Source organism: Rhizobium sp. P1_B8, assembly GCF_056406515.1.
This window is the reverse complement of sequence record NZ_JBFTZZ010000030.1, coordinates 22,061-46,507: the sequence shown is the minus strand read 5'-3', so window position 1 is coordinate 46,507 and position 24,447 is coordinate 22,061. Positions and strand designations below refer to the sequence as shown.

Annotated in this window: 25 protein-coding genes and 1 pseudogene; 19 read left to right on the top strand and 7 right to left on the bottom strand. The window is 61.7% G+C overall.

Annotated features, from left to right (window positions below; all coding sequences use genetic code 11):
- Positions 1-54: 54 nt before the first annotated feature.
- Both AC1D2N_RS28515 and AC1D2N_RS28510 read right to left on the bottom strand, forming a co-directional pair.
- Positions 55-375: a hypothetical protein gene (locus tag AC1D2N_RS28515; RefSeq protein WP_026188406.1), complete on the bottom strand. Its 321-nt coding sequence runs from the start codon at positions 373-375 to the stop codon at positions 55-57.
- Between the two features lie 222 nt (positions 376-597).
- On the bottom strand, positions 598-3,996 hold the full coding sequence (locus tag AC1D2N_RS28510) for a YhdP family protein (protein ID WP_130652475.1): 3,399 nt from the start codon (positions 3,994-3,996) through the stop codon (positions 598-600).
- 125 nt (positions 3,997-4,121) lie between these two features.
- Here AC1D2N_RS28510 and AC1D2N_RS28505 point away from each other — a divergent pair, with 125 nt between their 5' ends.
- The 5 genes from AC1D2N_RS28505 to AC1D2N_RS28485 all read left to right on the top strand — a co-directional run bounded on the left by AC1D2N_RS28505 (position 4,122) and on the right by AC1D2N_RS28485 (position 8,975).
- The gene (locus AC1D2N_RS28505; RefSeq protein WP_018242176.1) at positions 4,122-4,595 is read left to right on the top strand and encodes a peroxiredoxin; all 474 of its coding nucleotides are present in this window, start codon (positions 4,122-4,124) and stop codon (positions 4,593-4,595) included.
- Positions 4,592-5,419 (top strand): ferritin-like domain-containing protein, encoded by an 828-nt coding sequence (locus AC1D2N_RS28500; RefSeq protein WP_047621263.1) that lies wholly within the window; start codon positions 4,592-4,594, stop codon positions 5,417-5,419. The genes AC1D2N_RS28505 and AC1D2N_RS28500 overlap by 4 nt, the downstream gene beginning before the upstream one ends.
- A gap of 105 nt (positions 5,420-5,524) precedes the next feature.
- The gene (locus AC1D2N_RS28495; RefSeq protein ID WP_130652476.1) at positions 5,525-6,844 is read left to right on the top strand and encodes a peptidoglycan DD-metalloendopeptidase family protein; all 1,320 of its coding nucleotides are present in this window, start codon (positions 5,525-5,527) and stop codon (positions 6,842-6,844) included.
- 138 nt (positions 6,845-6,982) lie between these two features.
- Complete coding sequence (locus tag AC1D2N_RS28490; protein WP_130652477.1) at positions 6,983-8,545, top strand: DEAD/DEAH box helicase; 1,563 nt, start codon at positions 6,983-6,985, stop codon at positions 8,543-8,545.
- Between the two features lie 7 nt (positions 8,546-8,552).
- Positions 8,553-8,975 (top strand): NUDIX domain-containing protein, encoded by a 423-nt coding sequence (locus AC1D2N_RS28485; RefSeq protein ID WP_130652478.1) that lies wholly within the window; start codon positions 8,553-8,555, stop codon positions 8,973-8,975.
- Here the strand turns inward: AC1D2N_RS28485 and AC1D2N_RS28480 are convergent, their stop codons facing one another.
- Entirely contained in the window at positions 8,976-9,293 is a 318-nt protein-coding gene (locus AC1D2N_RS28480) for a TfoX/Sxy family protein (RefSeq protein WP_018072246.1), read from the bottom strand.
- A gap of 32 nt (positions 9,294-9,325) precedes the next feature.
- Positions 9,326-9,820 (bottom strand): flavin reductase, encoded by a 495-nt coding sequence (locus AC1D2N_RS28475; protein WP_018242181.1) that lies wholly within the window; start codon positions 9,818-9,820, stop codon positions 9,326-9,328.
- A 286-nt stretch (positions 9,821-10,106) separates the two neighbouring features.
- On the opposite strand from AC1D2N_RS28475, the gene AC1D2N_RS28470 reads away from it, so the two are divergent.
- The 5 genes from AC1D2N_RS28470 to purB all read left to right on the top strand — a co-directional run bounded on the left by AC1D2N_RS28470 (position 10,107) and on the right by purB (position 14,552).
- Complete coding sequence (locus AC1D2N_RS28470; protein WP_130652479.1) at positions 10,107-11,189, top strand: ABC transporter substrate-binding protein; 1,083 nt, start codon at positions 10,107-10,109, stop codon at positions 11,187-11,189.
- Between the two features lie 64 nt (positions 11,190-11,253).
- Positions 11,254-11,931, top strand: a complete 678-nt coding sequence (gene rpe / locus AC1D2N_RS28465; RefSeq protein ID WP_018242183.1) for a ribulose-phosphate 3-epimerase — start codon at positions 11,254-11,256, stop codon at positions 11,929-11,931.
- The gene (locus tag AC1D2N_RS28460) at positions 11,928-12,653 is read left to right on the top strand and encodes a DUF2259 domain-containing protein (protein ID WP_130652480.1); all 726 of its coding nucleotides are present in this window, start codon (positions 11,928-11,930) and stop codon (positions 12,651-12,653) included. Before rpe ends, AC1D2N_RS28460 begins: the two co-directional genes overlap by 4 nt.
- A gap of 32 nt (positions 12,654-12,685) precedes the next feature.
- Positions 12,686-13,171: a hypothetical protein gene (locus AC1D2N_RS28455; protein WP_047621271.1), complete on the top strand. Its 486-nt coding sequence runs from the start codon at positions 12,686-12,688 to the stop codon at positions 13,169-13,171.
- 73 nt (positions 13,172-13,244) lie between these two features.
- Positions 13,245-14,552, top strand: a complete 1,308-nt coding sequence (gene purB / locus AC1D2N_RS28450) for an adenylosuccinate lyase (RefSeq protein ID WP_028733781.1) — start codon at positions 13,245-13,247, stop codon at positions 14,550-14,552.
- Between the two features lie 52 nt (positions 14,553-14,604).
- Here the strand turns inward: purB and AC1D2N_RS28445 are convergent, their stop codons facing one another.
- Positions 14,605-15,084 carry a low affinity iron permease family protein gene (locus AC1D2N_RS28445; RefSeq protein ID WP_047621273.1) on the bottom strand — a complete coding sequence of 160 codons (480 nt, stop codon included), beginning with the start codon at positions 15,082-15,084 and terminating at the stop codon, positions 14,605-14,607.
- 132 nt (positions 15,085-15,216) lie between these two features.
- Positions 15,217-16,023 (bottom strand): DUF2189 domain-containing protein, encoded by an 807-nt coding sequence (locus tag AC1D2N_RS28440; RefSeq protein ID WP_026188409.1) that lies wholly within the window; start codon positions 16,021-16,023, stop codon positions 15,217-15,219.
- A gap of 175 nt (positions 16,024-16,198) precedes the next feature.
- Here AC1D2N_RS28440 and AC1D2N_RS28435 point away from each other — a divergent pair, with 175 nt between their 5' ends.
- From AC1D2N_RS28435 to AC1D2N_RS28405, 7 genes are all read left to right on the top strand, one after another.
- Positions 16,199-16,753 carry an RBBP9/YdeN family alpha/beta hydrolase gene (locus AC1D2N_RS28435; protein WP_130652481.1) on the top strand — a complete coding sequence of 185 codons (555 nt, stop codon included), beginning with the start codon at positions 16,199-16,201 and terminating at the stop codon, positions 16,751-16,753.
- A gap of 96 nt (positions 16,754-16,849) precedes the next feature.
- Positions 16,850-19,147, top strand: coding sequence for a putative bifunctional diguanylate cyclase/phosphodiesterase (locus AC1D2N_RS28430; RefSeq protein ID WP_130652482.1), 2,298 nt, complete (start codon positions 16,850-16,852; stop codon positions 19,145-19,147).
- A gap of 250 nt (positions 19,148-19,397) precedes the next feature.
- Positions 19,398-20,162 carry a phosphoribosylaminoimidazolesuccinocarboxamide synthase gene (gene purC, locus AC1D2N_RS28425; protein WP_018242191.1) on the top strand — a complete coding sequence of 255 codons (765 nt, stop codon included), beginning with the start codon at positions 19,398-19,400 and terminating at the stop codon, positions 20,160-20,162.
- Positions 20,163-20,177: 15 nt separating this feature from the next.
- A complete protein-coding gene (purS, locus tag AC1D2N_RS28420) occupies positions 20,178-20,420 on the top strand; it encodes a phosphoribosylformylglycinamidine synthase subunit PurS (protein ID WP_018072257.1) in 243 nt (80 codons plus the stop codon).
- 36 nt (positions 20,421-20,456) lie between these two features.
- Positions 20,457-21,011, top strand: coding sequence for an RNA 2'-phosphotransferase (locus AC1D2N_RS28415; protein WP_130652483.1), 555 nt, complete (start codon positions 20,457-20,459; stop codon positions 21,009-21,011).
- Positions 21,008-21,679 (top strand): phosphoribosylformylglycinamidine synthase subunit PurQ, encoded by a 672-nt coding sequence (purQ, locus tag AC1D2N_RS28410; RefSeq protein WP_018445208.1) that lies wholly within the window; start codon positions 21,008-21,010, stop codon positions 21,677-21,679. Before AC1D2N_RS28415 ends, purQ begins: the two co-directional genes overlap by 4 nt.
- A 44-nt stretch (positions 21,680-21,723) precedes the next feature.
- Positions 21,724-22,116 (top strand): hypothetical protein, encoded by a 393-nt coding sequence (locus tag AC1D2N_RS28405; RefSeq protein WP_112903294.1) that lies wholly within the window; start codon positions 21,724-21,726, stop codon positions 22,114-22,116.
- Positions 22,117-22,159: 43 nt separating this feature from the next.
- On the opposite strand, the gene AC1D2N_RS28400 is transcribed toward AC1D2N_RS28405, so the two are convergent.
- Positions 22,160-22,417 carry a DUF1127 domain-containing protein gene (locus tag AC1D2N_RS28400; protein ID WP_130652484.1) on the bottom strand — a complete coding sequence of 86 codons (258 nt, stop codon included), beginning with the start codon at positions 22,415-22,417 and terminating at the stop codon, positions 22,160-22,162.
- Positions 22,418-22,498: 81 nt separating this feature from the next.
- On the opposite strand from AC1D2N_RS28400, the gene AC1D2N_RS28395 reads away from it, so the two are divergent.
- Together AC1D2N_RS28395 and AC1D2N_RS28390 are read left to right on the top strand one after the other, a co-directional pair.
- On the top strand, positions 22,499-23,917 hold the full coding sequence (locus AC1D2N_RS28395) for an aminotransferase-like domain-containing protein (protein ID WP_130652485.1): 1,419 nt from the start codon (positions 22,499-22,501) through the stop codon (positions 23,915-23,917).
- Between the two features lie 169 nt (positions 23,918-24,086).
- Positions 24,087-24,417 (top strand): annotated as a pseudogene (locus AC1D2N_RS28390) (acyloxyacyl hydrolase); the annotation flags it as partial.
- Between the last annotated feature and the right edge of the window lie 30 nt (positions 24,418-24,447).

Here is a 24,447-nt window from a genome sequence, read left to right as displayed (position 1 = left end):
CTTTACCGAACAGATACCAAAGCCGGCGCCCGCGCCGGCTTTTTCTGTGCCTCACTATTCGGGTCGGCGAGCAAGATCATTCAGCTCCCCGTCGGCATTCCGCGTCATCTCGTTTGGTCTCCCGGAGAAGATAGCCGGCGGATCGACGCTTGAATCGGGCTTCACTCGCGACCACCAACTGATCGAGAAGATCGGCGGCGTCATCATCGCGTCGAGGGGAACCATGAGGACGTGGTCGGAACGGATGACCGCCTCTTGCGACTTCAGCCGCACGACCTTTTCCGCGGCAAGCGAAGTGTCGGCAATTGTCACAGCCATCATGGCGGCCGATGCGAAAGAAACTGTCCGGGCGCACTGCATCGCATCCTCCGACATTGCACCGACCGTTGCTTCCTGGCCGGGACAATATAGTACATCAGATTTTCCTAAAATAGGCAAAGCATCAATGTCGGACTTGTCAGGATAGGTCGGAATTGGCCTTGCCGAGAACGAACCCGCGCATTCCTCTGCTGCGATCCGGCAACAAGTCACACACCGGACGCTTTGTCGGAACCTTTTGCACCTGCCGGGATTTGCGACCTCCCGGCTTCACCCGCCTCACTGGAACTCAAAGATCTGCCGGAAAACGCCAGGCGCGATGATCGACAGCGGGTTGATCTGCAGGTTCGGCTGGTCGAACTTGCCTGTCAGCTTGAAGGTGATGCCGATCAGGCCGCGGTCGCTGCCATTGCCGAGAATGACGCCGATCAGCGGCAATTCGGCAAAGAGCCGGTTGAGGCCGTAGGCCGGCATGAAGGTGCCGGTCATGTCCATGTTGCCCTTGCGATCGCGCACGATGCCTTGGAAGGTTGCGCCGATCTGGTCGCCGCGCAGCACGCCGTTCTCGATGCCGACCATGCCATTGCGCGAGACGACACGGGCAAAGCCGCGCTGGAAGCGCTGCGACGAGGTATCGATATCGCGTTTGACGGCTTCGTTGAGGCTGCGCTGCTCATTTCCCACAGGTGTCGAAACGATCGACCGCAGGCGTTGTTCGTTGACGATCGCGAAGCGGCGCACGTCGAGCGAGCCATCCCAGCCGCCCTCTGCCCCCAGCCGGATCGCCAGATTAAGCAGGCCGCCCTGCATGTGCTGATAGAGATCGGCGAAACGTGACACCGCGCCGGCATCGCCACTGGTGATGTTGATGACGCCGCCGTCCTTCATCTGGCTGACCACGGCCTCGCCGCTGTCGGTAACGGCGGAGAAATTGAGCGCCTGCAGCTTGTCGCCGCGCAGTGATATTTGCGCCTGGAAATTGCCGACCTTCTCGTCATTGAAGCCGATGACATTTTTCAGCCTGGCACGCACCGATACGCCGGTGTCGCCGGCATCCCCATCATCATCGCCGTCCGAGCCCGATTTCAACCGCGCGATGACCGGCCGCGCATCGGCGCTGTCGCCGGAGACCGAGACGTCGAAATTGCCCTTGCTACGTTTCACCGACAGGGCGAAATCGTCGAGCGAGGACAGCTTGACGCTGTCGAAATCAGCCGAGATCAGCCCGCCTTTGCCAATGTTCAGCGATCCGTTGGCGCCGAAACCATCGCCCTTCAGTCGAAAATTCTTGATCTGGGTATTGTCGGCCGGGCCGGACGTTTCGAATTCGGCCGTGGCGGCAATGCCGCTGCCCTTCGACCAGCCGATCCAAGGCAGTTCGAGCAGCGACTTGGTGAGGTCGAGCTGGACGTCCTGCCGGTCGTCGTCGATCCGCGTCAGCACCATCTTCACGCTGCCGCCGACGATGCCGGAAAGGCCGGGTATCAGCTTGTTGCGCTGGTCCTCGGAAAGCGTCGCGGTGATCACCCGCTGCCGCACCGCCGTGTCGGATGCCTCGACCGGTTCGGTAAGGTCGATATCGGCCGGGACACCGTCGATCTGGGCCTTGGCGTCGAGCGTGATCCGTTTCGGATTGCCGTTCAGCGTGCCGTCGAGATTGCTGATCGTGCGGCCGGAAAACGGCTTGGCAAGATCGATATCGGTGAGCTTCATTGCCGCCGTCCATTCGGCCGGCGGCGGGTTTTGCGAGGAGAGCAGACCGAAATGCGCCTTCACATTTGCCTCGATCCGGCCCTTGAGATCGTCGGGCGTAAAGCCGGCGCGCTGCAGCACCCGGATCGGCCTGTAGGTCAGAAGCTCGCCAACGGCGTCCGCCGCTCCGGAGACCGCAAGATCGATATCGGCCATCAGAGGTTTATCGTAGGTGGCAGGCAAGATGAACGTCCCCTGCCCGAGACCGACGGACCGGCCGGAGGGGAAATAAGACGTGCCGCTCTTGATCGCGATCGTCGCAACCGGGCCGGTCAGGTCGAAATGTGCTGACGTGTCGCGGATCGGCGGAATGTCTCCGGCAACGTTCATCCGCGCACCCGTGATGTCGAAGCCGATGCGGATCTGGTTGGCGTCAAGCTTCAATCCCTTGCCGCCGGCTGCCTCGTCCAGCCTGCCTAAGGGAATGAAGACGGAAATGGCGGCATCGGTGACGGTGCCGCCGAAGAGATTGCCGTGCACCCAGTTGCGCACCTTGGGCGCCATCCAGAACGGCCAGAGCTGCTTGATCGCTATCGTCTGCAACTGCGACGACTGGCCGGCGAAGCTGATCTCCGGTGATTTGTCGCCGAGCTTGACATCAAGTGATCCGTAGAGCGCCCCAAGCGGGCTGGAAACCGTCATGTTGGGAAACTGGAATTCGCGGCCGGCGACCATGTAGCGCCCCGTCGCCTGGATGTCGAAGGAGAGCGGCTGCTCGCCGGAGCCGCCGGGGGCTGCCGTGCCGCCGCTGACGAGCAGGTCGATGCCGAAGCCTTTGCCGGCCTGCGGGTCGAGCTTGTCGAGATCGATCAGGGCGCCGTTGATGGGAAGCGTGGTCGCGCCGAATCGGGCGTTCGACCTGGCGATCTCGAGCGTCTGCTTGGAGAAATCATAGACGAGATTGATTTGGCCGCCCGACAGCTCCTGTGGATCGCCATCCGCATAGATCTGGCCAGGATCGATGTCGATCGTCGCCGCAAGCGCCGGCGGCGCCCCATCGCGCGCTCTGGTGGCCGACACCGTCAGGTCGACAAAAGCGCTGAGCCCCTGCCGGATCACGCCCTGATCGTTGCGTTTCAGCGCAAAGGGCGTGAGGTCGGCATGCTTCAGCGTCGCCACGACCTTCGACACGTGGCCGTCTTCCTTCTCGGCCAGCATGTCGAGCTCCGCCACCTCGCCGTTGAGCGCGACTTCGCCGGTCAATTGCAACGAGGACGGGCCGGCATGGGCAAAGACGAGATTGTCGATGACAAGCGACAGCGGACCGTTGGCGGTATCGGCAAGCTTGATGTCGATGCCGGAGATACGCACCGAATTCGTCGAGCCGCGCGTCACAATGCTGTCGAACATGTCGAACTGCGAGAAGATCCTCTCCATCGCCCCCGGTACGGCGTCGATGCGCAGATCGTCGAGCTTGACGGGATTGCCGGAGGGCAGAAGCGCGGTATCGAGCGCGATATCCTCCGCTTCGATATCCGCGACGGCGATGCGGCCGCGGAAAAGCTGCAGCGGATCGAGCCCCAGCCGCACCGAACCCGTCGTCGACAGGTGCTGGCCGCTCTCCTCGTCGATCATGTTGACGTTGCGCGCTTCAAGCGCCAGCCGAAAATCCGAAGTGAAGCGGATGACGGTGGAGCCGACCTCAGCGCGGTAGCGCGGTCCGGCCACACCATTCAGCGCCGCCTGAGCCTGCTGCGACAGCGGCTTGTCGAACATGCCGCTCTCGACGGTGAAAACGATGCCAGCGAGAATAAGGAGAATCAGTCCCAGAAATCCTGAGGTCAGCTTCGCCGTGCGGCGCATCGGCGAACGCGGCGGCGGGCAATGAACGATGATCGGATCCTCGGCCTGGGCGGACGGCAAGCGGTCCAGCGCAACGATATCCTTCTTGCGAAACGTGACCTTTTCGCCGCGGATGGCTGACATGCGCCCTCGGGCTCTCCCTTTAAGTGAAGAATTGAACCCGGCCATGCTGGACGGGTATCCGTCCACTATATAATTCGGGGAGAGAAAGTGTCATCCACAAACCCGGCAAAAGAAAGGTTTTCCCAATGGCGGTTCCCGGCATCGGCGTCTCGGCCCCTGATTTCAACCTTCCCCGCGACGGCGGCGGCCGCGTCACGCTGGCCGAATTCCACGGCAAGCCGCTCGTATTGTTCTTTTATCCCAAGGACGACACGACGGGCTGCACCGCAGAATCATTGGCTTTCACCGCGTTAGCAAGCGAGTTCGAAGCGGCCGGTGCTGCCGTCATCGGCATGTCGCCCGATTCGGCCGCCTGCCATGACAGGTTCATCAAGAAGCACCGTCTTTCGGTGGCGCTTGCCTCGGACGAGGAAAAGACGACGCTGCAGGCCTATGGCGTCTGGAAGGAAAAGAGCATGTACGGCCGCAATTTCATGGGCGTCGAGCGTACCACCTTCCTGATCCGCCAGGACGGCACGATCGCCACCATCTGGCAGAAGGTGAAGGTGCAGGGCCATGCCGAAACCGTACTCGAGGCCGTGAGGAATCTGGCGGCGTGACCGGGCATCTGGCGATAAGCTCGCTGCGCGGCGGCGCCATCGATGCGATCAGCTCGGCCGATCTCGACCGCAAGACGGCACTTGCGCAGGAAAGCGCCACCCGCTGGTTCGCCCGCCGGGTGTCGCTGCGCTCGCCACTCGATGCAGCCCTGCCCGACAGGCCCGGCCGGCCCGACAAACCGGTGCTGACGCCGCCGACCCAGGTGGAGAAGCGCTCGCTGCATACGCTCAAAGGACGGATCGCTCTGCTCCACGCCATCGCCCATATCGAGCTTAACGCCGTCGATCTGGCGCTCGATATCGTTGCGCGATTCGCGACTGAGCAGGTGCCGAATTCCTTTTTCGACGGCTGGATGCAGGTCGCCTTCGAGGAGGCGAAGCATTTCCGCATGGTGCGCGCCAGGCTCAAGGATCTCGGTGCTGATTACGGTGACCTACCCGCGCATGACGGGCTTTGGCAGGCCGCCCATTCGACGCGCAACGACCTGACGGCAAGGCTGGCCGTCGTGCCGCTGATTCTGGAAGCCCGTGGCCTCGACGTTACGCCGTCGTTGCAGACAAAGATGCGCCAGACCGGCGATCTCGAAAGTGCCGATGTCCTCGACGTCATCTATAACGACGAGAAAGGCCATGTCGCCGTCGGCGCCAAATGGTTCCGCTTCCTCTGCGCCCGCGAGAAACGCGACCCGGCAAAAGCCTTCCAGGAGCTGGTACGGGCCAATTTCCGCGGGCCGCTGAAGCCGCCCTTCAACGACCTTGCCCGCGCCGAAGCCGGGCTGACGCCGTCCTTCTACAGATCGTTGGCATCGATCAGCCACGCTTGAAGTCACTGAAATTTATGATGCGACGGCGGCAATGAAAGCATTCATTAACCATAACAGTGTCTAATTTTCCGAAAGAGGCGTAGAGCATCAATCGGGAGAGCCTGCGTGAACAGCGGACATCAGCACCGGGTATTCGGCAGGCGGGCACAGGAACATATCCTCATCCTGGCAAGCGGTGACAAGGTTCGCCATATGACGGTCCGGCCCTGGATGGCTGCGGTGGCCTTCTGCTTCCTCGGCGTCTTCTCGATCGGCTACCTCTTGGCCACGTCCTATCTCGTGCTGCGCGACGACCTGATCGGCGCCACCATGGCCCGCCAGGCCCGCATGCAGCACGACTATGAAGACCGCATCGCTGCCCTCCGCGCGCAGGTCGACCGCATCACCTCCCGCCAGCTTCTCGACCAGCAGGTGGTCGAAGACAAGGTCGACAAGCTGATGGAGCAGCAGATGGCGCTCACCTCGCGCCATGGCAAACTCGACAATCTGCTCGACCGGGCCGAAAGCTCCGGCCTGACGGAAAAAGATGGCGCCCTGCCTGCGCCGTCCTCGCCCGTTCAGTCCTATGCGCCTGATATCAAGGACAAGCGTGCTTCACTCACCGGCGGCGGCATCGAGGCGATCGAGAAACAGCTGGCAAGCGGCGCGCCCGCCGATGCGACGCCCGACAATTCGACGCTTGCCTATGTGCCGGCGACCGACACGGTCGGCGACCGTGCCGACCGCATCTTCTCCAAGGTGACGCTATCGCTGAAAGATGTCGAACAGGACCAGCGCAGCCGTGTCGAACAGCTGACGAGCGATGCCGGCAATGCCGCCAACGCCATCGAGACCGTGCTGACCCACTTCAAGATTCCGATGCCCGAGACCGCCGCCAAGAAAGACGATGACGATGCCGTCGGCGGCCCCTATGTCGAGCCCGAAAGCAACGACGACTTCAACAGTTCTCTGGTCGCGCTCGACGGCGCGTTGACCCGTCTCGAAGAGGTGCGCAGCACCGCCGAATCCCTGCCTTTCCGCAATCCCGCTATCGGCAAGGACGTGACGAGCCCGTTCGGCAATCGACGCGACCCTTTCCTCGGCCGCCTCGCGCTCCATTCCGGCATCGACTTCCGCTTTTCGCCGGGCGAAAGGATCCGCCCGACGGCCCCCGGCAGGGTGATTTCGGCCGGTTGGACCGGCGGCTACGGCAACATGGTCGAGATCGATCACGGCAACGGCATCTCGACGCGCTACGGGCATATGTCCCAGGTCCTGGTCAAGGTCGGCGACACGGTCGATCGCGATGACGTCATTGGCCTTGCCGGTAGCACCGGCCGCTCGACGGGCACGCACCTGCATTATGAAGTGCGCCAGGACGGCCACGCGGTCGATCCAGTATATTTCATGAATGCCGGCCTTAAACTCGCCACCTATATCAAGTAACTCCTGCCCGGTAACCAACGCTTCACTCTGCAATGGGTGCGGCGTCTCTATTTCTTGACTTGCCGGCCATTCGGGGCTATGTCGCGCTGCATTGCGGCATGCAATCCCGCCGACTCGTTCAGAGCTCGGCCGAACGGAATGGAAACAGTTTTCCCTTTGACGACATTTGCTGACCTTGGCTTAAGCCAAAAAGTGCTATCCGCTGTTACGGACGCGGGCTACACGATCCCAACGCCTATTCAGGCGGGCGCCATCCCGTTTGCGCTCGAGCGCCGCGATATTTGCGGCATCGCGCAGACCGGCACTGGCAAGACGGCATCCTTTGTTCTGCCGATGCTGTCGCTTCTGGAGAAGGGCCGTGCGCGTGCGCGCATGCCCCGCACGCTGATTCTGGAACCGACGCGCGAACTCGCCGCTCAGGTCGCCGAGAATTTCGAGAAATACGGCAAGAACCACCGCCTGAACGTCGCCCTTCTGATCGGCGGCGTTTCCTTCGAGGACCAGGACCGCAAGCTCGAGCGCGGCGCCGATGTGCTGATCTGCACGCCCGGGCGCCTGCTCGACCATTTCGAGCGCGGCAAGCTGCTGATGAGCGGCGTCGAGATCCTCGTCATCGACGAGGCCGACCGCATGCTCGACATGGGTTTCATCCCCGATATCGAACGCATCGCCAAGATGATCCCGTTCACCCGCCAGACGCTGTTCTTCTCGGCAACCATGCCGTCGGAGATTCAGAAGCTCGCGGACCGCTTCCTGCAGAATCCAGAGCGCATCGAGGTCGCAAAGCCGGCTTCCGCTGCCGCGACCGTGACTCAGCGCTTCGTCGCTTCGCACGGCAAGGATTACGAGAAGCGAGCGGTTCTGCGCGAACTCGTCCGCGCCCAGACCGAGCTCAAGAACGCTATCGTCTTCTGCAACCGCAAGAAGGATGTCGCCGATCTCTTCCGTTCGCTTGAACGCCACGGCTTCTCCGTCGGCGCCCTGCATGGCGATATGGACCAGCGCTCCCGCACGATGACGCTGCAAAGCTTCCGCGACGGCAACCTCCAGCTTCTGGTTGCCTCCGACGTCGCCGCCCGCGGCCTCGACATTCCCGACGTCAGCCACGTCTTCAATTTCGACGTGCCGATCCATTCCGAGGATTACGTCCACCGCATCGGCCGCACCGGCCGTGCCGGCCGCTCGGGTGCCGCCTTCACCTTGGTCACCAAGCGCGATACCAAATTTGTCGACGCCATCGAGAAGCTGATCGGCGAAAAGGTCGAATGGCTGAGCGGCGACCTGAATTCCCTGCCACCGGCAGAAGAAAGCCGGGAAACTGAACGCCCGCGGCGCAACAGCCGCGAGCGTGGTGCCAGAGATGGCGCAACCCGAGATCGCGCGCCGAGAGAGAATGGCGACAGGGATCGTGGCCGCGGACGCGGCAGTCGCAGCGCTGCGAGTCATAAATCTGACAACGACATCCAGGATAATGGCGTAGACGTGATCGAAGCAGCACCAGTAAAGGCCGACATCGTGAAGAACGAGCGCAAAGCAGAGCAGAAGCCGCAGAACAATGCGCGTAACAATCGGCCTTACCCGGCAAATGATGACAGCCGCGACCGCCGCCGTCATCGCGATCACGACGACGGCCCGACCCCGATCGGCTTCGGCGATGATATCCCCGCCTTCATGCTGATCGCCGGCAGCGCCAAGGTCTGAACTTCCAATGGGCAGGCCCGGTATTGATTTTCCGGGTCTCGGCGTCGGCTTGGTGATTCTGCGCGACGCCAGGATCCTTCTCTACAAACGCATGCGTCCACCTGAAGCCGGCTATTGGAATATCGTCGGCGGCAAGGTGGATCACATGGAGCCGGCTGAGGAAGCTGCGCGCCGCGAGGCCGAAGAGGAAACCGGCCTGACGATCGGCCGCATCGAGCGCCTCTGCATGAGCGAGCAGATCATCGAGGCCGATCGCCAACACTGGATTTCGATCCTCTATCTCGCCCATGACGTCGACGGCGAGCCGCAACTGACCGAACCGGACAAGCTTTCGGATTTCGGCTGGTTTCCTCTGACCGATCTGCCCGAGCCGCTGTCGGCCTTCACCAAGGCTGCCATAGCAGCCTTGCCGGCCGCCGAACGCGGCTAGTCATTCGGCGCGAAGCGACGCCTCATAGGCAAGCCGCACCCATTTCGCCATTAGATCGGGATCATCGTAGGCCTCGTCGGGGATTGACCAGTAGGGCATCTTCACCGGCTTGCCGTTCTTGCCCTCATACGTCCATTGGGTGGCACCGGCAGCGGCAAATTCCGGGGCGCTCGTCTCGTCGGCCTTCAGCAGCATCTCGTCACGCACTTCAAGCGCGATGATGCGCCCGAGATGATAGATGCCTTTGCCGCCGAACATGCGCTTGACCGTCACGGGGCCAAGCCCCTGAAACATTTCCTCGATCCCGGCATTGTCCATTCGCTATTCCTTCGAAATCCCGGCCACTCCAATCACAGCGCGTGATAATCCCGGTTCAGATAGATGAGCGCCGGGTGTTTTTCGCTGAATCGGACGGCCGCGACCTCGCCGAAGATGACGTTGTGCGTCGGCAGTTCCTTGATATCGATCACCCGGCAATCGAAGGCGGCAAGCGCGTCGGCGAGCACGGGCGCACCGGTGGCAAGCATCTCGAAACGGGCGCTGGCGAAACGGTCGTCATTGGCAAGCGACGTGCGCCCGGAAAAGGCATCAGCAACGCCCTGATGATGGGCGCCGAGCGTGTTCAGCGCGAAAATGCCGCTGCGAAAGAAGATCTCGTTCTTCGGATTGGTGTTGTTGAGGCAGACCAGCACCGAGGCCGGATTGTCCGAAACCGAGCAGGCGGCCGTGATGGTGACGCCGCGGCGCAGCTCGCCCATCGCCGTCGTCACGAGCTGTACATGGCCGGCATAACGGCTCATGGCATCGCGATAAAGGCCAGGGTCGATATGCTGCCTGTTCAACACCTGCTTCTCCCGTACGCGCTTATTCTGCCTACTGCATAAATCCTTAAATCGGAATCGATTTAAGGACAAAATTATGCAGCCATTCAAAGTGCTACAGCGTCGTTTGCGCGCCTGAAAGGACGCGCGGCGCTGTAGTTCGACTTGCTATCGCGCCAATATGGCGAGCATCGGTTACCTTTTCTACAATAGGACCGGTGAAAAGCGCTGTGTTGCGCTTGTTTTTCTTTGACGATCGCGGCCTTGCGGATAAAAGGGCATGGACGATGGCTAGGGATCTCCGCCTTTCATGATCAACCTGCGTGGCATAGCAGCCTGTCTGGCGCTGCTGGGAGCGGCGGCGCAAGGCCATGCGGCCGGCGTGACAATCGGCGTCGTCGCCCCCCAGAACGGCCCGCTCGCCCTGCTCGGCGCCCAGATTACCGCCGGTGCCGGCTTCGAGATTCAGCAGTCAGAAAATACCCTCGTCGCCATCAACGAGACCTGCGAGGACAATAGTGGTGCTGCGGTCGCCGATGCGCTTGTCAATGCCAAGGTGCAGGTCGCGATCGGCTTTCTCTGTAGCGAAACGCTGGAAGGCGCGCTGCCGAAGCTGAAGGACGCCAGCATTCCCGCGATCACCGTCTCGGTGCGCTCCCGCATCCTTATGGAGGATGCGTTGAAGAACGGCTGGCCGCTCTTCCGGGCAGCACCCGCCGACGGTGCCGAGGCGGCAAAGATCATCGAGGCGATCCTGAAGGACTGGGCCGCCGATCCGATCGCCCTGATCGAGGACGGCACCATTCATGGCCGCGAACTGACGGAAGCGGTGCGCAATGCGCTGGAGCAGAACGGCCTGAAGCCGGTCTTTACCGATACCTACCGGCCAGGACAGGAGCAGCAGATTGCCCTTGTCCGCCGCCTGAAACGGGCCGGTGCCACCAGGGTCTTCATCGGCGGCGACCGCAACGACGTCGCCGTCATCGCCCGCGATGCCAAGGCTGAGAATATCCCGCTGTCCATCCTCGGCGGCGATGCCATGCGCGCTGCCGACCAGCCGCTGCCGCTGAATGAAGGCGTGCGCGCTGTCGCCCTGCCCGAATACGCCGTTCTACCGGAAGGCACGGCTGCGGCCGACGCGCTGCGCGCCAAAGGCATCGAGCCGGAAGGCTATGTCCTGCCGTCGCTGGCCGCGGCACTCATTGCCGGCCAGGCGGGGCAAGCCGCCGCTGCGGCGGGCAAGCCCCTGCAGGAGACGCTTCTCGGCACGACATTCCAAACGCCGGTCGGCGCCATCGTCTTCACCGATGCGCATGAGCTTTCGCAAAACCCCTACCGCCTGCTCGAATGGCGGGGCAACGGCTTTTTTCCACCTGGCGCGCCGACACAATGAGCGGCGCGCCAGCCTTGAATTCGGGCGCCGCGGTCAAATGGCGGCCCATACGGAGTAAGATTCGATGACGCTGCCCATTCGCATTGCCCCCTCGATCCTCGCGGCGGATTTCGCCAGGCTTGGCGAGGAGGTGCGCGACGTGACGGCCGCTGGCGCCGACTGGATCCATCTCGACGTCATGGACGGGCATTTCGTGCCGAACATCTCCTTCGGCCCCGATGTCATCAAGTCGCTGCGCTCCTATACATCAGCCACCTTCGACTGCCACCTGATGATCTCGCCGGTCGACGACTATCTCGAAGCCTTCGCCAAGGCCGGCTGCGACCGAATTACCGTCCATGCCGAGGCCGGACCGCATCTGCACCGCTCGCTGCAGACCGTCCGCAATCTCGGCAAGAAGGTCGGCGTGACGATCAATCCGGCGACATCGCTCAGCGCCATCGAGAACGTGCTCGACGATGTCGACCTCATCCTGATCATGTCGGTCAATCCCGGTTTCGGAGGACAGAAGTTCATTCCTGCGATGGCGGCAAAGATTGCCGCGGCGAAGTCACTGATTGGTGACCGGCCGATCGAACTCCAGGTCGACGGCGGCGTCACAGTGGAAACGGCGCCTGATATCGCCCGGGCGGGCGGCAACGTTCTCGTCGCCGGCTCGGCAATTTTCAAGGGCGATACGGTCGAGGATTATCGCCGGACTGTCGCCGATCTGCGTCAGGCAGCCGAAGGGGCACGAGCATGAAAAAACGTCTGATCATCGGCGGCATGCTTGCCGTTGCATTTGCCGGCCTGCCCGGCCTGTCACTTGCCGGCGACATCGCCAATATCCAGCCGATCGGCTTTTCCGCCGACGGCAAGGTTTTCGGATTCCAGGAATTCGGCATCGAGCAGAGCGGCGACGTCCCCTACTCCAACACTTATTTTGTCGATACCGACAGCGGCCAATATCTGGAGGGCACGCCCTTCCACACGGAACTGACCGATAAGGACGCCAATCTTTCCAAGGCGCGGCGGCAGAACCTGACGGCGGCGCGCAGCCAGATGGACAAATACGATCTTCTGACCAATCCGGGCCTGATCGCCGCCTTCAATCCGCCGACCGAACTCGGCTCCCCTTCGAAGACGATCCGCTACACGACACTTGCGACCGACGGTCCGCCGAAATCGCCCTATACGCTCTCGCTCGGCGAGATGCCGGTGCCGACGCCGAAGGACTGCGCTGCTTCCAACAAGCGGGTCATCGGCTTCAGCCTGCAAATGATCGAAAAGGAAGGCGCTCCGAACCGGCAGGCGGCGCGCCAGGCGATGGCGGTTCCGGCCGAGCGCGCATGTTCCGTCGAATACCGGATCGGCGGCGCTGTGGTCTACCAGCCCGAAACCGGAAACCAGGTCCATATCGCCCTCGTCCTGGCCTTCGATGCCGAACGGAACGGCCGCTGGATCGCCGTTCCGGTTCATCCCTGAGCACGGACCACCCGAGGACGGATCGCCCCAGGATGGATCGTCTAAGAGCTGCACGGCCGCCCTACCCCGATCTGATCGCCGGCGCGTTGCTTTGGGGCATGCAGATGCTTGCCGCCGCCATGCTCGGCCTTTACCTGCGCAACGGCCTGCAGACGAGCCGCCTTGCCGAGGTCGCAGCACTCTATTTCGCCGGCGGTCTGTTCGCTTGGCCATTTGCCCTGCCGGTCGCCCGTTTCTTTGCTTATGGCAGGCCGCCGGAAGCGCGTTTTGCCGCTTTTTTCGTGACGCTGACAGCAGCAACGATCCTGATGACCGCCTTCCTCTTCGCCATGGAATACCGGATGTTCTATTCGCGCTGGCATGCGCCCTTCGGCAGCGTCGTCTGGGCTTTCCAGTTCGTCTTCACCGGTGCCAGCGCCGTCTACCAGTTCCTGGTGATCGGCCTGCGCCTTTTCCTGCCGCTTGGCCTCGTCTGCCTTGTCGCAAGCAGCTATCATCTTGCCAAACGCATGCGTTGAGATTGCCGCCCGTCTTTGCTACAGGGGCGCTAACCTCGATAAAGCAAACCTCTTGAAGTGAAGGCAGCCGCTCATGATCCCGCGTTATTCCCGGCCCGAAATGGTCGCCATCTGGTCTCCCGAAACCAAGTTCCGCATCTGGTTCGAGATCGAGGCGCATGCTTGCGACGCGTTGGCCGAACTCGGCGTCATCCCAAAATCGGCGGCAAAGACGATCTGGGAGAAAGGCGGCGCCGCCACCTTCGACGTCGACCGCATCGATGAGATCGAGGCCGTCACCAAACATGACGTCATCGCCTTCCTCACCCATCTCGCCGAGATCGTCGGCCCGGATGCGCGCTTCGTCCACCAGGGCATGACCTCGTCCGACGTGCTCGACACCTGCTTCAACGTCCAGCTGGTACGCGCCACCGACATCCTGATTGCCGATATCGACCGGCTGCTCGAAGCGCTGAAAAGCCGCGCCTTCGAACACAAGGACACCGTCACTATCGGCCGATCGCACGGCATCCATGCCGAGCCCACCACCTTCGGCGTCAAGCTGGCGCTCGCCTATGCCGAATTCGAACGCTGCCGCCAGCGCCTCGTCGCCGCCCGCGAGGAAGTCGCGACCTGCGCCATATCAGGCGCCGTCGGCACCTTCGCCAATATCGATCCGCGCGTTGAGGAACATGTCGCCGAAGCGCTTGGCCTGAAGGCCGAGCCGGTCTCGACACAGGTCATCCCGCGTGACCGCCACGCGATGTATTTCGCCACGCTCGGCGTCGTTGCCTCATCGATCGAGCGGCTGGCGACCGAGATCCGCCACCTGCAGCGCACCGAGGTGCTGGAAGCCGAGGAATATTTCTCGCCTGGCCAGAAGGGCTCCTCGGCCATGCCGCACAAGCGCAACCCGGTTCTGACCGAAAACCTGACCGGCCTTGCCCGCATGGTCCGCTCTTACGCAATGCCAGCGATGGAAAACGTCGCCCTCTGGCACGAGCGCGATATCTCGCATTCCTCGGTCGAGCGCATGATTGGCCCAGATGCCACCGTGACGCTCGATTTCGCCCTGTCGCGGCTTGCCGGCGTCATCGAAAAGCTGCTGGTCTATCCCGAGAATATGGAGAAGAACCTCAACAAATTCCGCGGCCTCGTCCATTCGCAGCGCGTCCTGCTGGCGCTGACCCAGGCCGGCACCTCCCGCGAGGATGCCTACCGCCTCGTCCAGCGCAACGCCATGAAAGTGTGGGAACAGGGCAAGGACTTCCTGGAAGAACTGCTTGCCGACGCCGAAGTCCGCGCTGCTCTGTCGGAAGAGGACATCCGCGAAAAATTCGACCTCGGCTACCACACCAAACATGTCGACACGATTTTCCGACGGGTGTTTGGCAACGCGTGAGCGGTTCGAGATCAACCATATGGCGGCGCCCTTGCAGGCGCCGTTTTTATGTCTAGCTTTTCTCAAGCGGCCGTTGTTTTTGCTTCGGTGCTTTGGCAGCCACAGGACGCTTGCGTGCCTCCGCCTTTTTCAACGGCGCCGCTTTCACTGTCTCCGCTGTCCGGCAAGCCTCCGTCTCGCCCCTGCCTTTGGCGGCCTTGGCGACCAGCTCGTCGAGACGTTTCAGCTCTTCCTCGTCGAGATTCTCGATACCGATGAAACGGTTCTCGGCATGGCTGGTCAGGATGATTTCATTGAGCTTGGCCTGGATCGCCCGCGTGTCGCGTGTCTGGGCGTTCTGCAGCACGAAAACCATCAGGAAGGTGATGATCGTCGTGCCGGTATTGATGACCAGCTGCCAGGTTTCCGAATAATCGAAGAAGGGGCCGAGGGCCGCCCAGATAGCGACGGCGATCAGTGCCAGGATGAAGATGATGGGTTTGCCCGCCCATTCCGATACCTTGGTTGCGAAGTGGGCAAACAGATGCTTCATCGTCACCTCAAAGATCCTCCCTCGAAGTCTCCGGAGCATGAGGTCGACGGACATCATGCTCTGGCTAAACAAACTCCGAGGCAGGTTCGAGGTTCCCCAGGGATCCGAGATTCCCTGCTGAAAGGGCTGTGGTTACGCTGTGGTTTCCCGCGCAATCAGCTTGCGATAGAGATGCCAGGTCGCATGGCCGAGGATCGGGATAACCAGCGCAAGCCCGGCAAAGACCGGGATGGTGCCGATGACGAGGAGTGCTGCGACGATCAGGCCCCAGAGCAGCACCGGCACCGGATTGAGAATCGTCGCGCGGATTGACGCCGTGACGGCGGCTACCGCCCCGACATCGCGGTCGAGCAGCAGCGGAAAGGTGATGACGGTCATCGCCAGCACCACGAGCGCAAAGACGAAGCCGATGAGATTGCCCCAGATGATCAGCTGCATGCCCTCTGACGTGCCGAAGACCTGGCGGAAGAAATCCGCCATGCTGCGCGGAAAGACCTCGCCGAGCAGATTGCTGTAGAGCGTCTGTGCGGTCACCAGCCAGACGACGAAGAGGCCGCAGAGCATCAGCCCGACCGCCACAATCGACGGCAGTGCCGGCGAATGGCGCACATCGAGCGCATGCGTCCAGGACGCGTCGAGGCCGGCCTCGCGCCGGCGGCTGATTTCATAGAGGCCAATCGCAGCGATCGGGCCGATCAGCACAAAACCCGCCATAAGCGGGAAGACCATCGGCAAAAGGTTGGCGCCCGAGGTCCACAGCGTCAGGAAGACGCCGGCGATCGGATACATCAGGCACAGGAACACATAGTGGGACGGTTTCTCCATGAAATCCTCGTATCCGCGCTTCAGCGCGTCGAAGACGTCAGCTATACCGATGCGATTGACGACGGGCCGCGCCAAGCTTTCGCTAGCACCCGTCATGACATGAAATGCCGCCATGGTTTTCTCCTCCTCAGCCGAGACCTGATCGGCGGCGGACAGCATCGGCGGGCAAGCCGACACGAAATCCGCAACCGGCACTGGAGCAATATAGCAACTTTCAACGCCCGTGTCGCTCTCTCCCTTGGCACCCCCTCTTGACATCTTGGACCAGCTTTCTCACATCGGCGGCACTATGAAAGCCTCAGACGCAGATATCCTCATCATCCCCGGTTACACCAATTCCGGCCCGAGCCACTGGCAAAGCCGCTGGGAGGCAAAGCTCAGCACGGCGCGGCGCGTCAAACAGGCCGAATGGACGAAGCCGGTTCGCGAGGATTGGATCGCCCGCATCGCCGAGGAGGTGAACGCCTCGACCCGTCCGGTCGTCCTGGTCGCCCATTCGCTGGGCGTGCCCTCGGTGATCCACGCCATCCCGCATTTCCGCAACCGCGTGGCGGGCGCTTTCTTGGTCGCCCCGCCCGATGTGGCCAATCCCGACATCCGCCCAAAGCACCTGATGACTTTCGGTCCCTATCCGCGTGATCCGCTGCCCTTCCCGTCGATCACGGTCGCCAGCCGCAACGATCCGTTCGGCAGCTACGAGCATGCCGACGAGATTGCCAGCAGTTGGGGCTCCTTCCTCGTCGATGCCGGCGAGTCCGGTCATATCAATGCCGATTCCGGTCACGGTCCCTGGCCGGAAGGCACCATGGTCTTTGCCCAGTTCCTCGGCCGGCTCACCCCCTGATCGAGGAAAACCCGCCTTCTCGCTTGGTGAGCAAGTGCTTTCTAAGTCTTTCTTAATGGAATGACCGCAGACTGCGCCGAGGTGAGATAAGCGAGAATGCCCGTGAAGAAAGCCCATCCAGAGGCCGGTGATCCGTATGGCGATGCCGCAGCGGCTGAGGCAGGTATCGGCAACGGGGCGACCGACGATTCCGACTTGGCAGAGCGGGAAAGCCGCTGGAACCATGCGCTCGTCGGCTCGGGCCTTGGCGTATGGGATCACAATTACCGTCTCGACCGAAAATATTACTCGCAGACGTGGAAAACTATCCGCGGCATGGCGCCCGATGAGGAAGCCGCCGGCGATTACGATGCCTGGCTGCAACTGGTCCATCCCGATGATCGCGATTTCGTCGTCCATGCGATCGACCGGCAGAATGCCGGCGATCCCAATTATCAGATCTTCGAGTATCGCGAGCGCCATAAGGATGGCCACTGGGTCTGGATCGAGTGTCGCGGCGCCTGCGTGGAATGGGACGAGAGTGGCGTGCCGACGCGCATCGTCGGCACGGATATGGATATCACCGCCCGCAAGCAGGCCGAGGAGACGCTGTCGCGTTTGTCGCGCCGGCTCGATCTGGCGCTGGAGATTTCCCGCATCGGCGTGTTCGAGGCGGATATCGAGCATGATGCCGTCGAATGGGACGAGCGCCTCATTGCCATTTACGGCCTGCAGGGCGCCTCGCGGCAGATCGGCAGCGACGCCTGGGCGAAAAGCCTGCATCCCGACGACCGCGAGCGCGTGCTTGGCTTGTCCGACCGTAGCGTCGAAAGCGGCAGTGATTTCCAGCAGGAATACCGCATCATTCGCGGCGACGGCGTCGAACGCGTCATCCGTGCCCGCTCGGCCTTCTTCATCGACGGCAACGGCCACCGCAAGCTTATCGGCGCCAACTGGGACGTCACCGAGGAAGTCGCGCTCCGCAACGAGCTGCAGCGCGCCAAGGATCTGGCCGAGGCGCGCAACCGCGAGCTCGAAGCCGCCAAGGAGAGCATCGAGCACCTGGCGCTGCACGATTATCTCACCGGCCTGCCGAACCGCCGCTATCTCGACAAGATGCTGGGCGAGCGTTCGGCCGAATGCCGGGCAAAGGGCCTGGCGCTGGCGATCCTGCATATCGATCTCGACCGCTTCAAGCAGATCAACGACACGCTTGGCCACCGGGCTGGCGACGCCATGCTGCAGCATGCTGCAAGCGTGCTGAGAAATTCCGTCCGCGCCACCGATTTCGTCGCCCGCATTGGCGGCGATGAATTCGTCATCCTCTGCGCCGTCGATCCCGCGTCGAAGAAGATCGCCGGCCTTGCCGAACGTGTTATCCGCGAATTGCGCAAACCCGTCAGATATGAGGGTCACGATTGCCGTTTCGGCGCCAGCATCGGCATCGCCATCGATAGCGGATCGACGCTCGACGCCAAGCAGATGCTGCTCGACGCCGATATCGCGCTTTATCGGGCCAAGGGCCTGGGCCGCAACCGCTTCGAATTCTTCTCGGCCTCTGCCCGCCGCGACATCATCTCCGCCAAGCACCTCGCCGACGAGATCCTGATCGGCCTCGAGCGCAATGAATTCGTGCCCTTCTATCAGCTGCAGTTCGATGCCCGCACGCTCGATGTCGCAGGCATTGAAACGCTTGCCCGCTGGCAGCACCCGGTGCACGGGCTGCTGACGCCCGACCGCTTCCTCGATATCGCCGAGGATCTCGACGTCGTCTCGACCATCGACGCCCTGATCCTGGAGCGAGCGCTGGCCGACCGCAGCGTCTGGATCAAGGACGGGCTGCCGATCCCGAAGATATCGGTCAACGTCTCCGCCAGGCGGCTCGCCGACCCCGATCTCGGCAAGAAGCTTCGCGCCCTGAAGATCGAGCCCGGCACCATCTCCTTCGAGCTGCTGGAATCGATCTCGCTCGACGATTGCGACGAGGCGGTGGCCGCCAACCTGAAAAAGCTGCGCAAGCTCGGCATCGACATCCAGATCGACGATTTCGGCACCGGCCATGCCTCGATCGTCAGCCTGCTGCGCCTGAGCCCGAAGACGCTGAAGATCGACCGCGAACTGATCCGCATGCTGCCGCAATCGTCCGAGCAGCGCAAACTGGTCGGCTCGATCATCGATATCGGCCGTTCGCTGAACATCCTCGTCATCGCCGAGGGCGTCGAGACGGTGGATCATATCCGCATTCTCGAAGAACTCGACTGTGACACACTGCAGGGCTACGCGCTCGCCCGGCCGATGCCGGCCATGCAGATCCCCTCCTTCATCCGCGCCGGAAGCTGGCGCCACGGGCAAATCGCCGCTCGCGCCTTGCAGACGCAACTTCGTCGCGCGCTGCGAAGCAGAGCCGCCAAATAAAAACCTGCATAAGCGGCCCGCCATTTTGCCTTCATTCCACCGTAGAGGAAAAGGCGCTACACTTGTCTTGCGAATTCATTCGATTCTCTTTGCGGTATTCCGTAAAATTGGAAACCAGGGCCGCGAAATCCGGAAACCAGGGAAGGAGCGACAGGCGGATTGTGAAACCCTCTCTTTTCCTTTAAGGGGACGCCACGAGATCGATCCACTCGCGCTATCCCAAGAGCGCCAACAACAGAGAATGACCACGATGAACCGTCGCCGCCGTATTTACGAGGGCAAGGCAAAGATTCTGTATGAAGGCCCGGAACCGGGCACTTTGATCCAGTTCTTCAAGGACGATGCCACTGCCTTCAACAAGAAGAAACACGAAGTCATCGATGGCAAGGGCGTCCTCAACAACCGCATTTCCGAGTATATCTTCAGCCATCTGAACAAGATCGGCATCCCCACTCATTTCATCCGCCGGCTCAACATGCGCGAGCAGTTGATCAAGGAAGTAGAGATGATCCCGCTGGAGATCGTCGTGCGCAATGTCGCGGCCGGTTCTCTCGCCAAGCGCCTCGGCATCGACGAGGGCGTCGTGCTGCCGCGCTCGATCATCGAATTCTATTACAAGTCCGACGCGCTCGACGATCCGATGGTCTCCGAAGAGCACATCACCGCCTTCGGCTGGGCAAATCCCGCCGAACTCGATGACATCATGGCGCTTGCCATCCGCGTCAACGACTTCATGACCGGCCTCTTCCTCGGTGTCGGCATCCAGCTCGTCGATTTCAAGATCGAATGCGGCCGCCTCTTCGAAGGCGATATGATGCGCATCATCCTTGCCGACGAAATCTCGCCGGACAGCTGCCGGCTCTGGGATATCGAAACCCACGAGAAGATGGACAAGGACCGCTTCCGCCGTGACCTCGGCGGGCTGCTCGAAGCCTATTCCGAAGTTGCGCGCCGTCTCGGCATCATCAATGAAAACGAGCCCGTGCGCGGCACCGGCCCGGTTCTCGTCAAGTAAGGCAGGAAAGACAAAGTGATCAAGGCTCGTGTCACCGTCACGCTGAAAAACGGCGTTCTCGATCCGCAGGGCAAGGCTATCGAGGGTGCGCTTGGCGCCCTCGGCTTCTCTGGCGTCGGCCATATAAGACAGGGCAAGGTCTTCGACCTTGAGCTGGAAGGCGCCGACAAGGGCAAGGCCGAGGCCGACCTCAAGGCCATGTGCGAAAAACTGCTCGCCAACACGGTGATCGAGAACTACGCAATCGCGATCGACTGATGATCACAGACCCGTCGCCTTTCAGGATTTGGCGTCATGATGAAAGCAAAGCTGGAGACGGAAGTCTCGAAATATATGAGCTATGTTTTGCGTCATGCGCCTGAATCTTCGGGCTTGACGCTTGATAGCGAGGGTTGGGTGGCGTTCGACGAACTCGAAAAAGCGTTGTCGTCGAAATACGACGTTTCCCGCGCCGAGATCATCGAGATTGTCGAAAACAATCCAAAGAAGCGCTTCTCGCTCGCCGATAATAGAATTCGCGCAAACCAAGGTCATAGTGTCGACGTCGATCTCGCATTGAACCAGGACGAGCCGCCTGCCGCTCTTTTTCACGGCACGTCTCTGACGAACTGGCAGTCGATCGAGCGCGAAGGCTTGAAGAAGATGCAACGGCACCACGTTCATCTGTCAGCAGATGTCGAAACGGCGAAAATCGTCGCAATGCGCTGCAAGGGTGAACATCTCATCCTATGCGTAGACGCGGCCCGCATGTTTTCAGAGGGTCATTCTTTCTTTGTCTCCGACAATGGAGTATGGCTCGCCGAAAGCGTTCCAGTTCAATATCTTTCGCGAAACGCAGGGACCCCATGAAATCAGCCGTCGTTCAACTTCCGGGCCTCAACCGCGACCGCGACATGATCGCCGCCTTGACCAAGATCTCCGGCCAGCCACCGGTGACGATCTGGCAGACGGAAACCGAGATCCCCGATGTCGACCTGATCGTCATTCCCGGCGGCTTTTCCTATGGCGATTATCTGCGCTGCGGTGCGATCGCCGCCCGCATGCCGGTCATGCAGGCAATCATCGACAAGGCTGCGAAGGGTGTGAAGGTGCTCGGCGTCTGCAATGGCTTCCAGATCCTCGTCGAGGCCGGCCTGCTGCCCGGCGCGCTGATGCGCAATTCCTCGCTGAAATTCGTCTGCCGCGAGATCAAGCTGGAAGTCGTCAATGCCGAGACGGATTTCACCCGCGCCTATGCGCAGGGTCAGGTCATCCGCTGCCCGGTCGCCCATCACGACGGCAATTATTTCGCCGACGAAGCGACACTGGCTGCAATCGAAGGCAATGGCCAGGTGGTATTCCGTTATGCCGAGGGCACCAATCCGAATGGCTCGATCAACAATATCGCCGCCGTGATGAATGAAAAGGGCAACGTGCTCGGCATGATGCCACATCCCGAAAACCTGATCGAGGCCGCCCATGGCGGTTCGGACGGCCGTGGCCTGTTCGCCTCGGCGCTCGACGTCATCGCCGCCTGAGCCCTGCACTCAAAATCCTCTCATCCGGATCTGGAGCAAGATCGATGCGCCCTCGCCTCGCAAACGCCGCCCTGTTGACCGCTCTCGCAGCCACGGTGACAGCCTGCCAGACGCCGGCGCCAACGACAGGCCCGAACCGCGCCGCACTGCCGACGATGGAACGCGTGGCGCTCGGCGCCAATGCCTGCTGGTTCAAATCGGGCGATCCGGCTTTTGCTGCCTACAAGCTGGCGCCCGAGCTCAACTCCTTCTCCGGCCGTCCACGCATCCTGCTTGTCCACAAGGGCAGCCCGGAGAGCCGGCCGCTGCTCGTCGTGCAGGCCGAGGGAAGCCCGTCGCGCCTGCAGGCCTTCGGGCCGATGATGCAGGAGCCGGTCGCTGGCCGCATCACCACCGACGTCAATCGCTGGTCGGCAGGCAACAAGGCCTGCAGCTGATCGCCCAATCGGCCCTGAAAGAATGATCTGCTCGAAAGCAAGATCAGTCCCAGAAAAACGACTTGCCGACTTCGCGCGCGGCTTCGGACTGTGACACTCCGATATCCTTGAGCTCGGTCGCTGTCAGGCCCCTCAGAGCGCGCCGGCCTTCCCGCTTCTGATGCCAGAGAAGAATGGCAGCCCAGATTCGGCCCAAACGCGTCGTCGCCTCGGCGGGCGAGACGGGAAGGACAATCTGTCTCCTGTCTTCATAAGAGACAATCGGTACAATCGGCATTTTGATCTCAGGTAAGGCAGACATTCCAGGAATCCTCTCGGCGTGCCGTTGGAATTGACTCATACGCTTGACCGATACAATGTGCCAATATATACAATTGTCACCATGACAAATTGGCTTCCCGATATTTCCCGCGGTTCCGGGCCGGTCTATCTCCGGCTTGCCGACAGCATCGAATCCGCCATATCAAGCGGCGCCCTGCCCGCTGGCAGCAAACTGCCGCCGCAGCGCAACCTCGCCTATGATATCGGCGTGACGATCGGCACGATCGGCCGCGCCTATGCGCTGGTGCATGAGCGGGGTCTGGTCGCCGGCGAAGTGGGGCGCGGCACCTATGTGCTGAACCGCTCGGAGACGGCGCCCGGCGAACAGATCGATCCGCTGACCGTCTCGCTCGGCGGTACCCGCGTCCAGGAAGCGCCGGCGAACAAGATCCGCTTCGACACGACAGCCGCGCCCGATCTCGGCCAGGGCAAGATCATAGCAGGCATTCTCGCCGAGATCGGCGAACAGCATCTTTCTGAAATCTCCTCTTATTCCCGCAGTTTCCCGCGCAACTGGTTCGAGGCCGGTCGCCTCTGGCTTGCCCGCAGCGGCTGGACGCCGGAGGTCGAAAACATCGTGCCGACGCTCGGCGCCCATGCGGCGGCGATATCAGTTATCGCCGCCGTTTCTGCGCCGGGCGACAAGATCGTCTTCGAAGATCTCACCTACACGCAGGTCAGCCGCAGCGCCCGCCTGCTCGGCCGCCGCACACTCACGGTCGATTCCGATGAGCTCGGCGTGATCCCCGAGGATTTCGAGCGGCTCTGCCAGCAGCAGCATCCGAAGATCGCCTTCCTGATGCCGACCGTCCACAATCCGACGCTGGCGATCATGCCCTATGAGCGGCGCGCTGATATCGCCGCAATCGCCAGGAAACACAGTGTCTGGCTGATCGAGGACGACCTCTACGGCGGCATGGCCGACGACGATACGCCGCTGCTCGCCTCGATTGCGCCCGATCGCACCTTCCTCGTCAACGGCCTGTCGAAATCGGTCGCCGCCGGCGTGCGCGGCGGCTGGGTCGCCTGCCCGCCGCATTTTGCCCAGCGCATCAAGGTGACGCATAGGATGATTACTGGCGGCCTGCCCTTCATCCTGGCCGAGACTTGCGCGCGCCTCGTCGAAAGCGGCACGGCGCACGAGATCCGCAAGGCAAGTGTTGAGGAACTTTCACGGCGCGTCCGTCTCGCCCGCGAGCAGCTGCAGGGCTTCGATTTCGAATCGCACGTACACGCGCCCTTCCTCTGGCTGAAACTGCCGGAGCCCTGGATGTCCGGCACATTCAAAAATGCCGCCTTCCGCGACGGCGTGCTCGTCGACGATGAGGACGAGTTCAAGTCGGCGCGCGGAGAGAGACCCTATCATCGCGTTCGCATCGGCTTTTCCTCGCCGAAGACGGGGCAGGAACTGATCTCGGGCTTGATGATCCTGCGCCGGCTGCTGGAAAATGGCGGCTCCGCCTATGACGGCGAAATATGACGTGTTGCAATTACACGTCATAATTTGGAAAAAACGCCGGAGCCTATTCGGAGCGCTTCACCGACTCAACCTCCATATTACCTCCTTGTTGTTCCCGTCTGACGCGAATCAAAGGACAGCAAATGAGGTCGACTTCGGAAAGATCCCGTTGCGTTTTTTGGGTATGGCACCTCGTGTGCATCTCGGCACCTCGATCGGCACGTCAGGCGAGGCCAGCCAGTTCTTCACCGACTTCACCTGGACGGTCGATTTGAACGAGAAGCTTTTTTGCCGAAGCCGGCTTCGGCGGCGTCATTCATACCGGCGATCTCGAGGGCGATGGTGACTGCCCGGAACTCGGCTGTCGCGTCCACTTCCACGAATATCTGGGCGCCGGCTATCGTTTCAACGCCCACTGGAACATCATGGCCCAGATCGCCCACTCCTCGCATGCCAATCTCTGCGATGGGCCGAACGACGGCATGACACGCGCCCGTCTGCAGATCGGCTACAAATTCTAGGCAGCGACCGCATTTCATCGTCAGGAAGAA

Coding starts and splice junctions, on each gene's coding strand:
- AC1D2N_RS28505 (WP_018242176.1), top strand. CDS start 4,122: ATGGCGGTTCCCGGCATCGGCGTCTCGGCCCCTGATTTCAACCTTCCC.
- AC1D2N_RS28405 (WP_112903294.1), top strand. CDS start 21,724: ATGCGCCCTCGCCTCGCAAACGCCGCCCTGTTGACCGCTCTCGCAGCC.
- AC1D2N_RS28415 (WP_130652483.1), top strand. CDS start 20,457: ATGATGAAAGCAAAGCTGGAGACGGAAGTCTCGAAATATATGAGCTAT.
- AC1D2N_RS28490 (WP_130652477.1), top strand. CDS start 6,983: ATGGAAACAGTTTTCCCTTTGACGACATTTGCTGACCTTGGCTTAAGC.
- rpe (WP_018242183.1), top strand. CDS start 11,254: ATGACGCTGCCCATTCGCATTGCCCCCTCGATCCTCGCGGCGGATTTC.
- AC1D2N_RS28455 (WP_047621271.1), top strand. CDS start 12,686: ATGGATCGTCTAAGAGCTGCACGGCCGCCCTACCCCGATCTGATCGCC.
- AC1D2N_RS28445 (WP_047621273.1), bottom strand. CDS start 15,084: ATGAAGCATCTGTTTGCCCACTTCGCAACCAAGGTATCGGAATGGGCG.
- purQ (WP_018445208.1), top strand. CDS start 21,008: ATGAAATCAGCCGTCGTTCAACTTCCGGGCCTCAACCGCGACCGCGAC.
- AC1D2N_RS28480 (WP_018072246.1), bottom strand. CDS start 9,293: ATGGACAATGCCGGGATCGAGGAAATGTTTCAGGGGCTTGGCCCCGTG.
- purC (WP_018242191.1), top strand. CDS start 19,398: ATGAACCGTCGCCGCCGTATTTACGAGGGCAAGGCAAAGATTCTGTAT.
- AC1D2N_RS28510 (WP_130652475.1), bottom strand. CDS start 3,996: ATGTCAGCCATCCGCGGCGAAAAGGTCACGTTTCGCAAGAAGGATATC.
- AC1D2N_RS28485 (WP_130652478.1), top strand. CDS start 8,553: ATGGGCAGGCCCGGTATTGATTTTCCGGGTCTCGGCGTCGGCTTGGTG.
- AC1D2N_RS28440 (WP_026188409.1), bottom strand. CDS start 16,023: ATGGCGGCATTTCATGTCATGACGGGTGCTAGCGAAAGCTTGGCGCGG.
- AC1D2N_RS28470 (WP_130652479.1), top strand. CDS start 10,107: ATGATCAACCTGCGTGGCATAGCAGCCTGTCTGGCGCTGCTGGGAGCG.
- purB (WP_028733781.1), top strand. CDS start 13,245: ATGATCCCGCGTTATTCCCGGCCCGAAATGGTCGCCATCTGGTCTCCC.
- AC1D2N_RS28435 (WP_130652481.1), top strand. CDS start 16,199: ATGAAAGCCTCAGACGCAGATATCCTCATCATCCCCGGTTACACCAAT.
- AC1D2N_RS28460 (WP_130652480.1), top strand. CDS start 11,928: ATGAAAAAACGTCTGATCATCGGCGGCATGCTTGCCGTTGCATTTGCC.
- AC1D2N_RS28515 (WP_026188406.1), bottom strand. CDS start 375: ATGTCGGAGGATGCGATGCAGTGCGCCCGGACAGTTTCTTTCGCATCG.
- AC1D2N_RS28395 (WP_130652485.1), top strand. CDS start 22,499: ATGACAAATTGGCTTCCCGATATTTCCCGCGGTTCCGGGCCGGTCTAT.
- AC1D2N_RS28430 (WP_130652482.1), top strand. CDS start 16,850: ATGCCCGTGAAGAAAGCCCATCCAGAGGCCGGTGATCCGTATGGCGAT.
- AC1D2N_RS28400 (WP_130652484.1), bottom strand. CDS start 22,417: ATGTCTGCCTTACCTGAGATCAAAATGCCGATTGTACCGATTGTCTCT.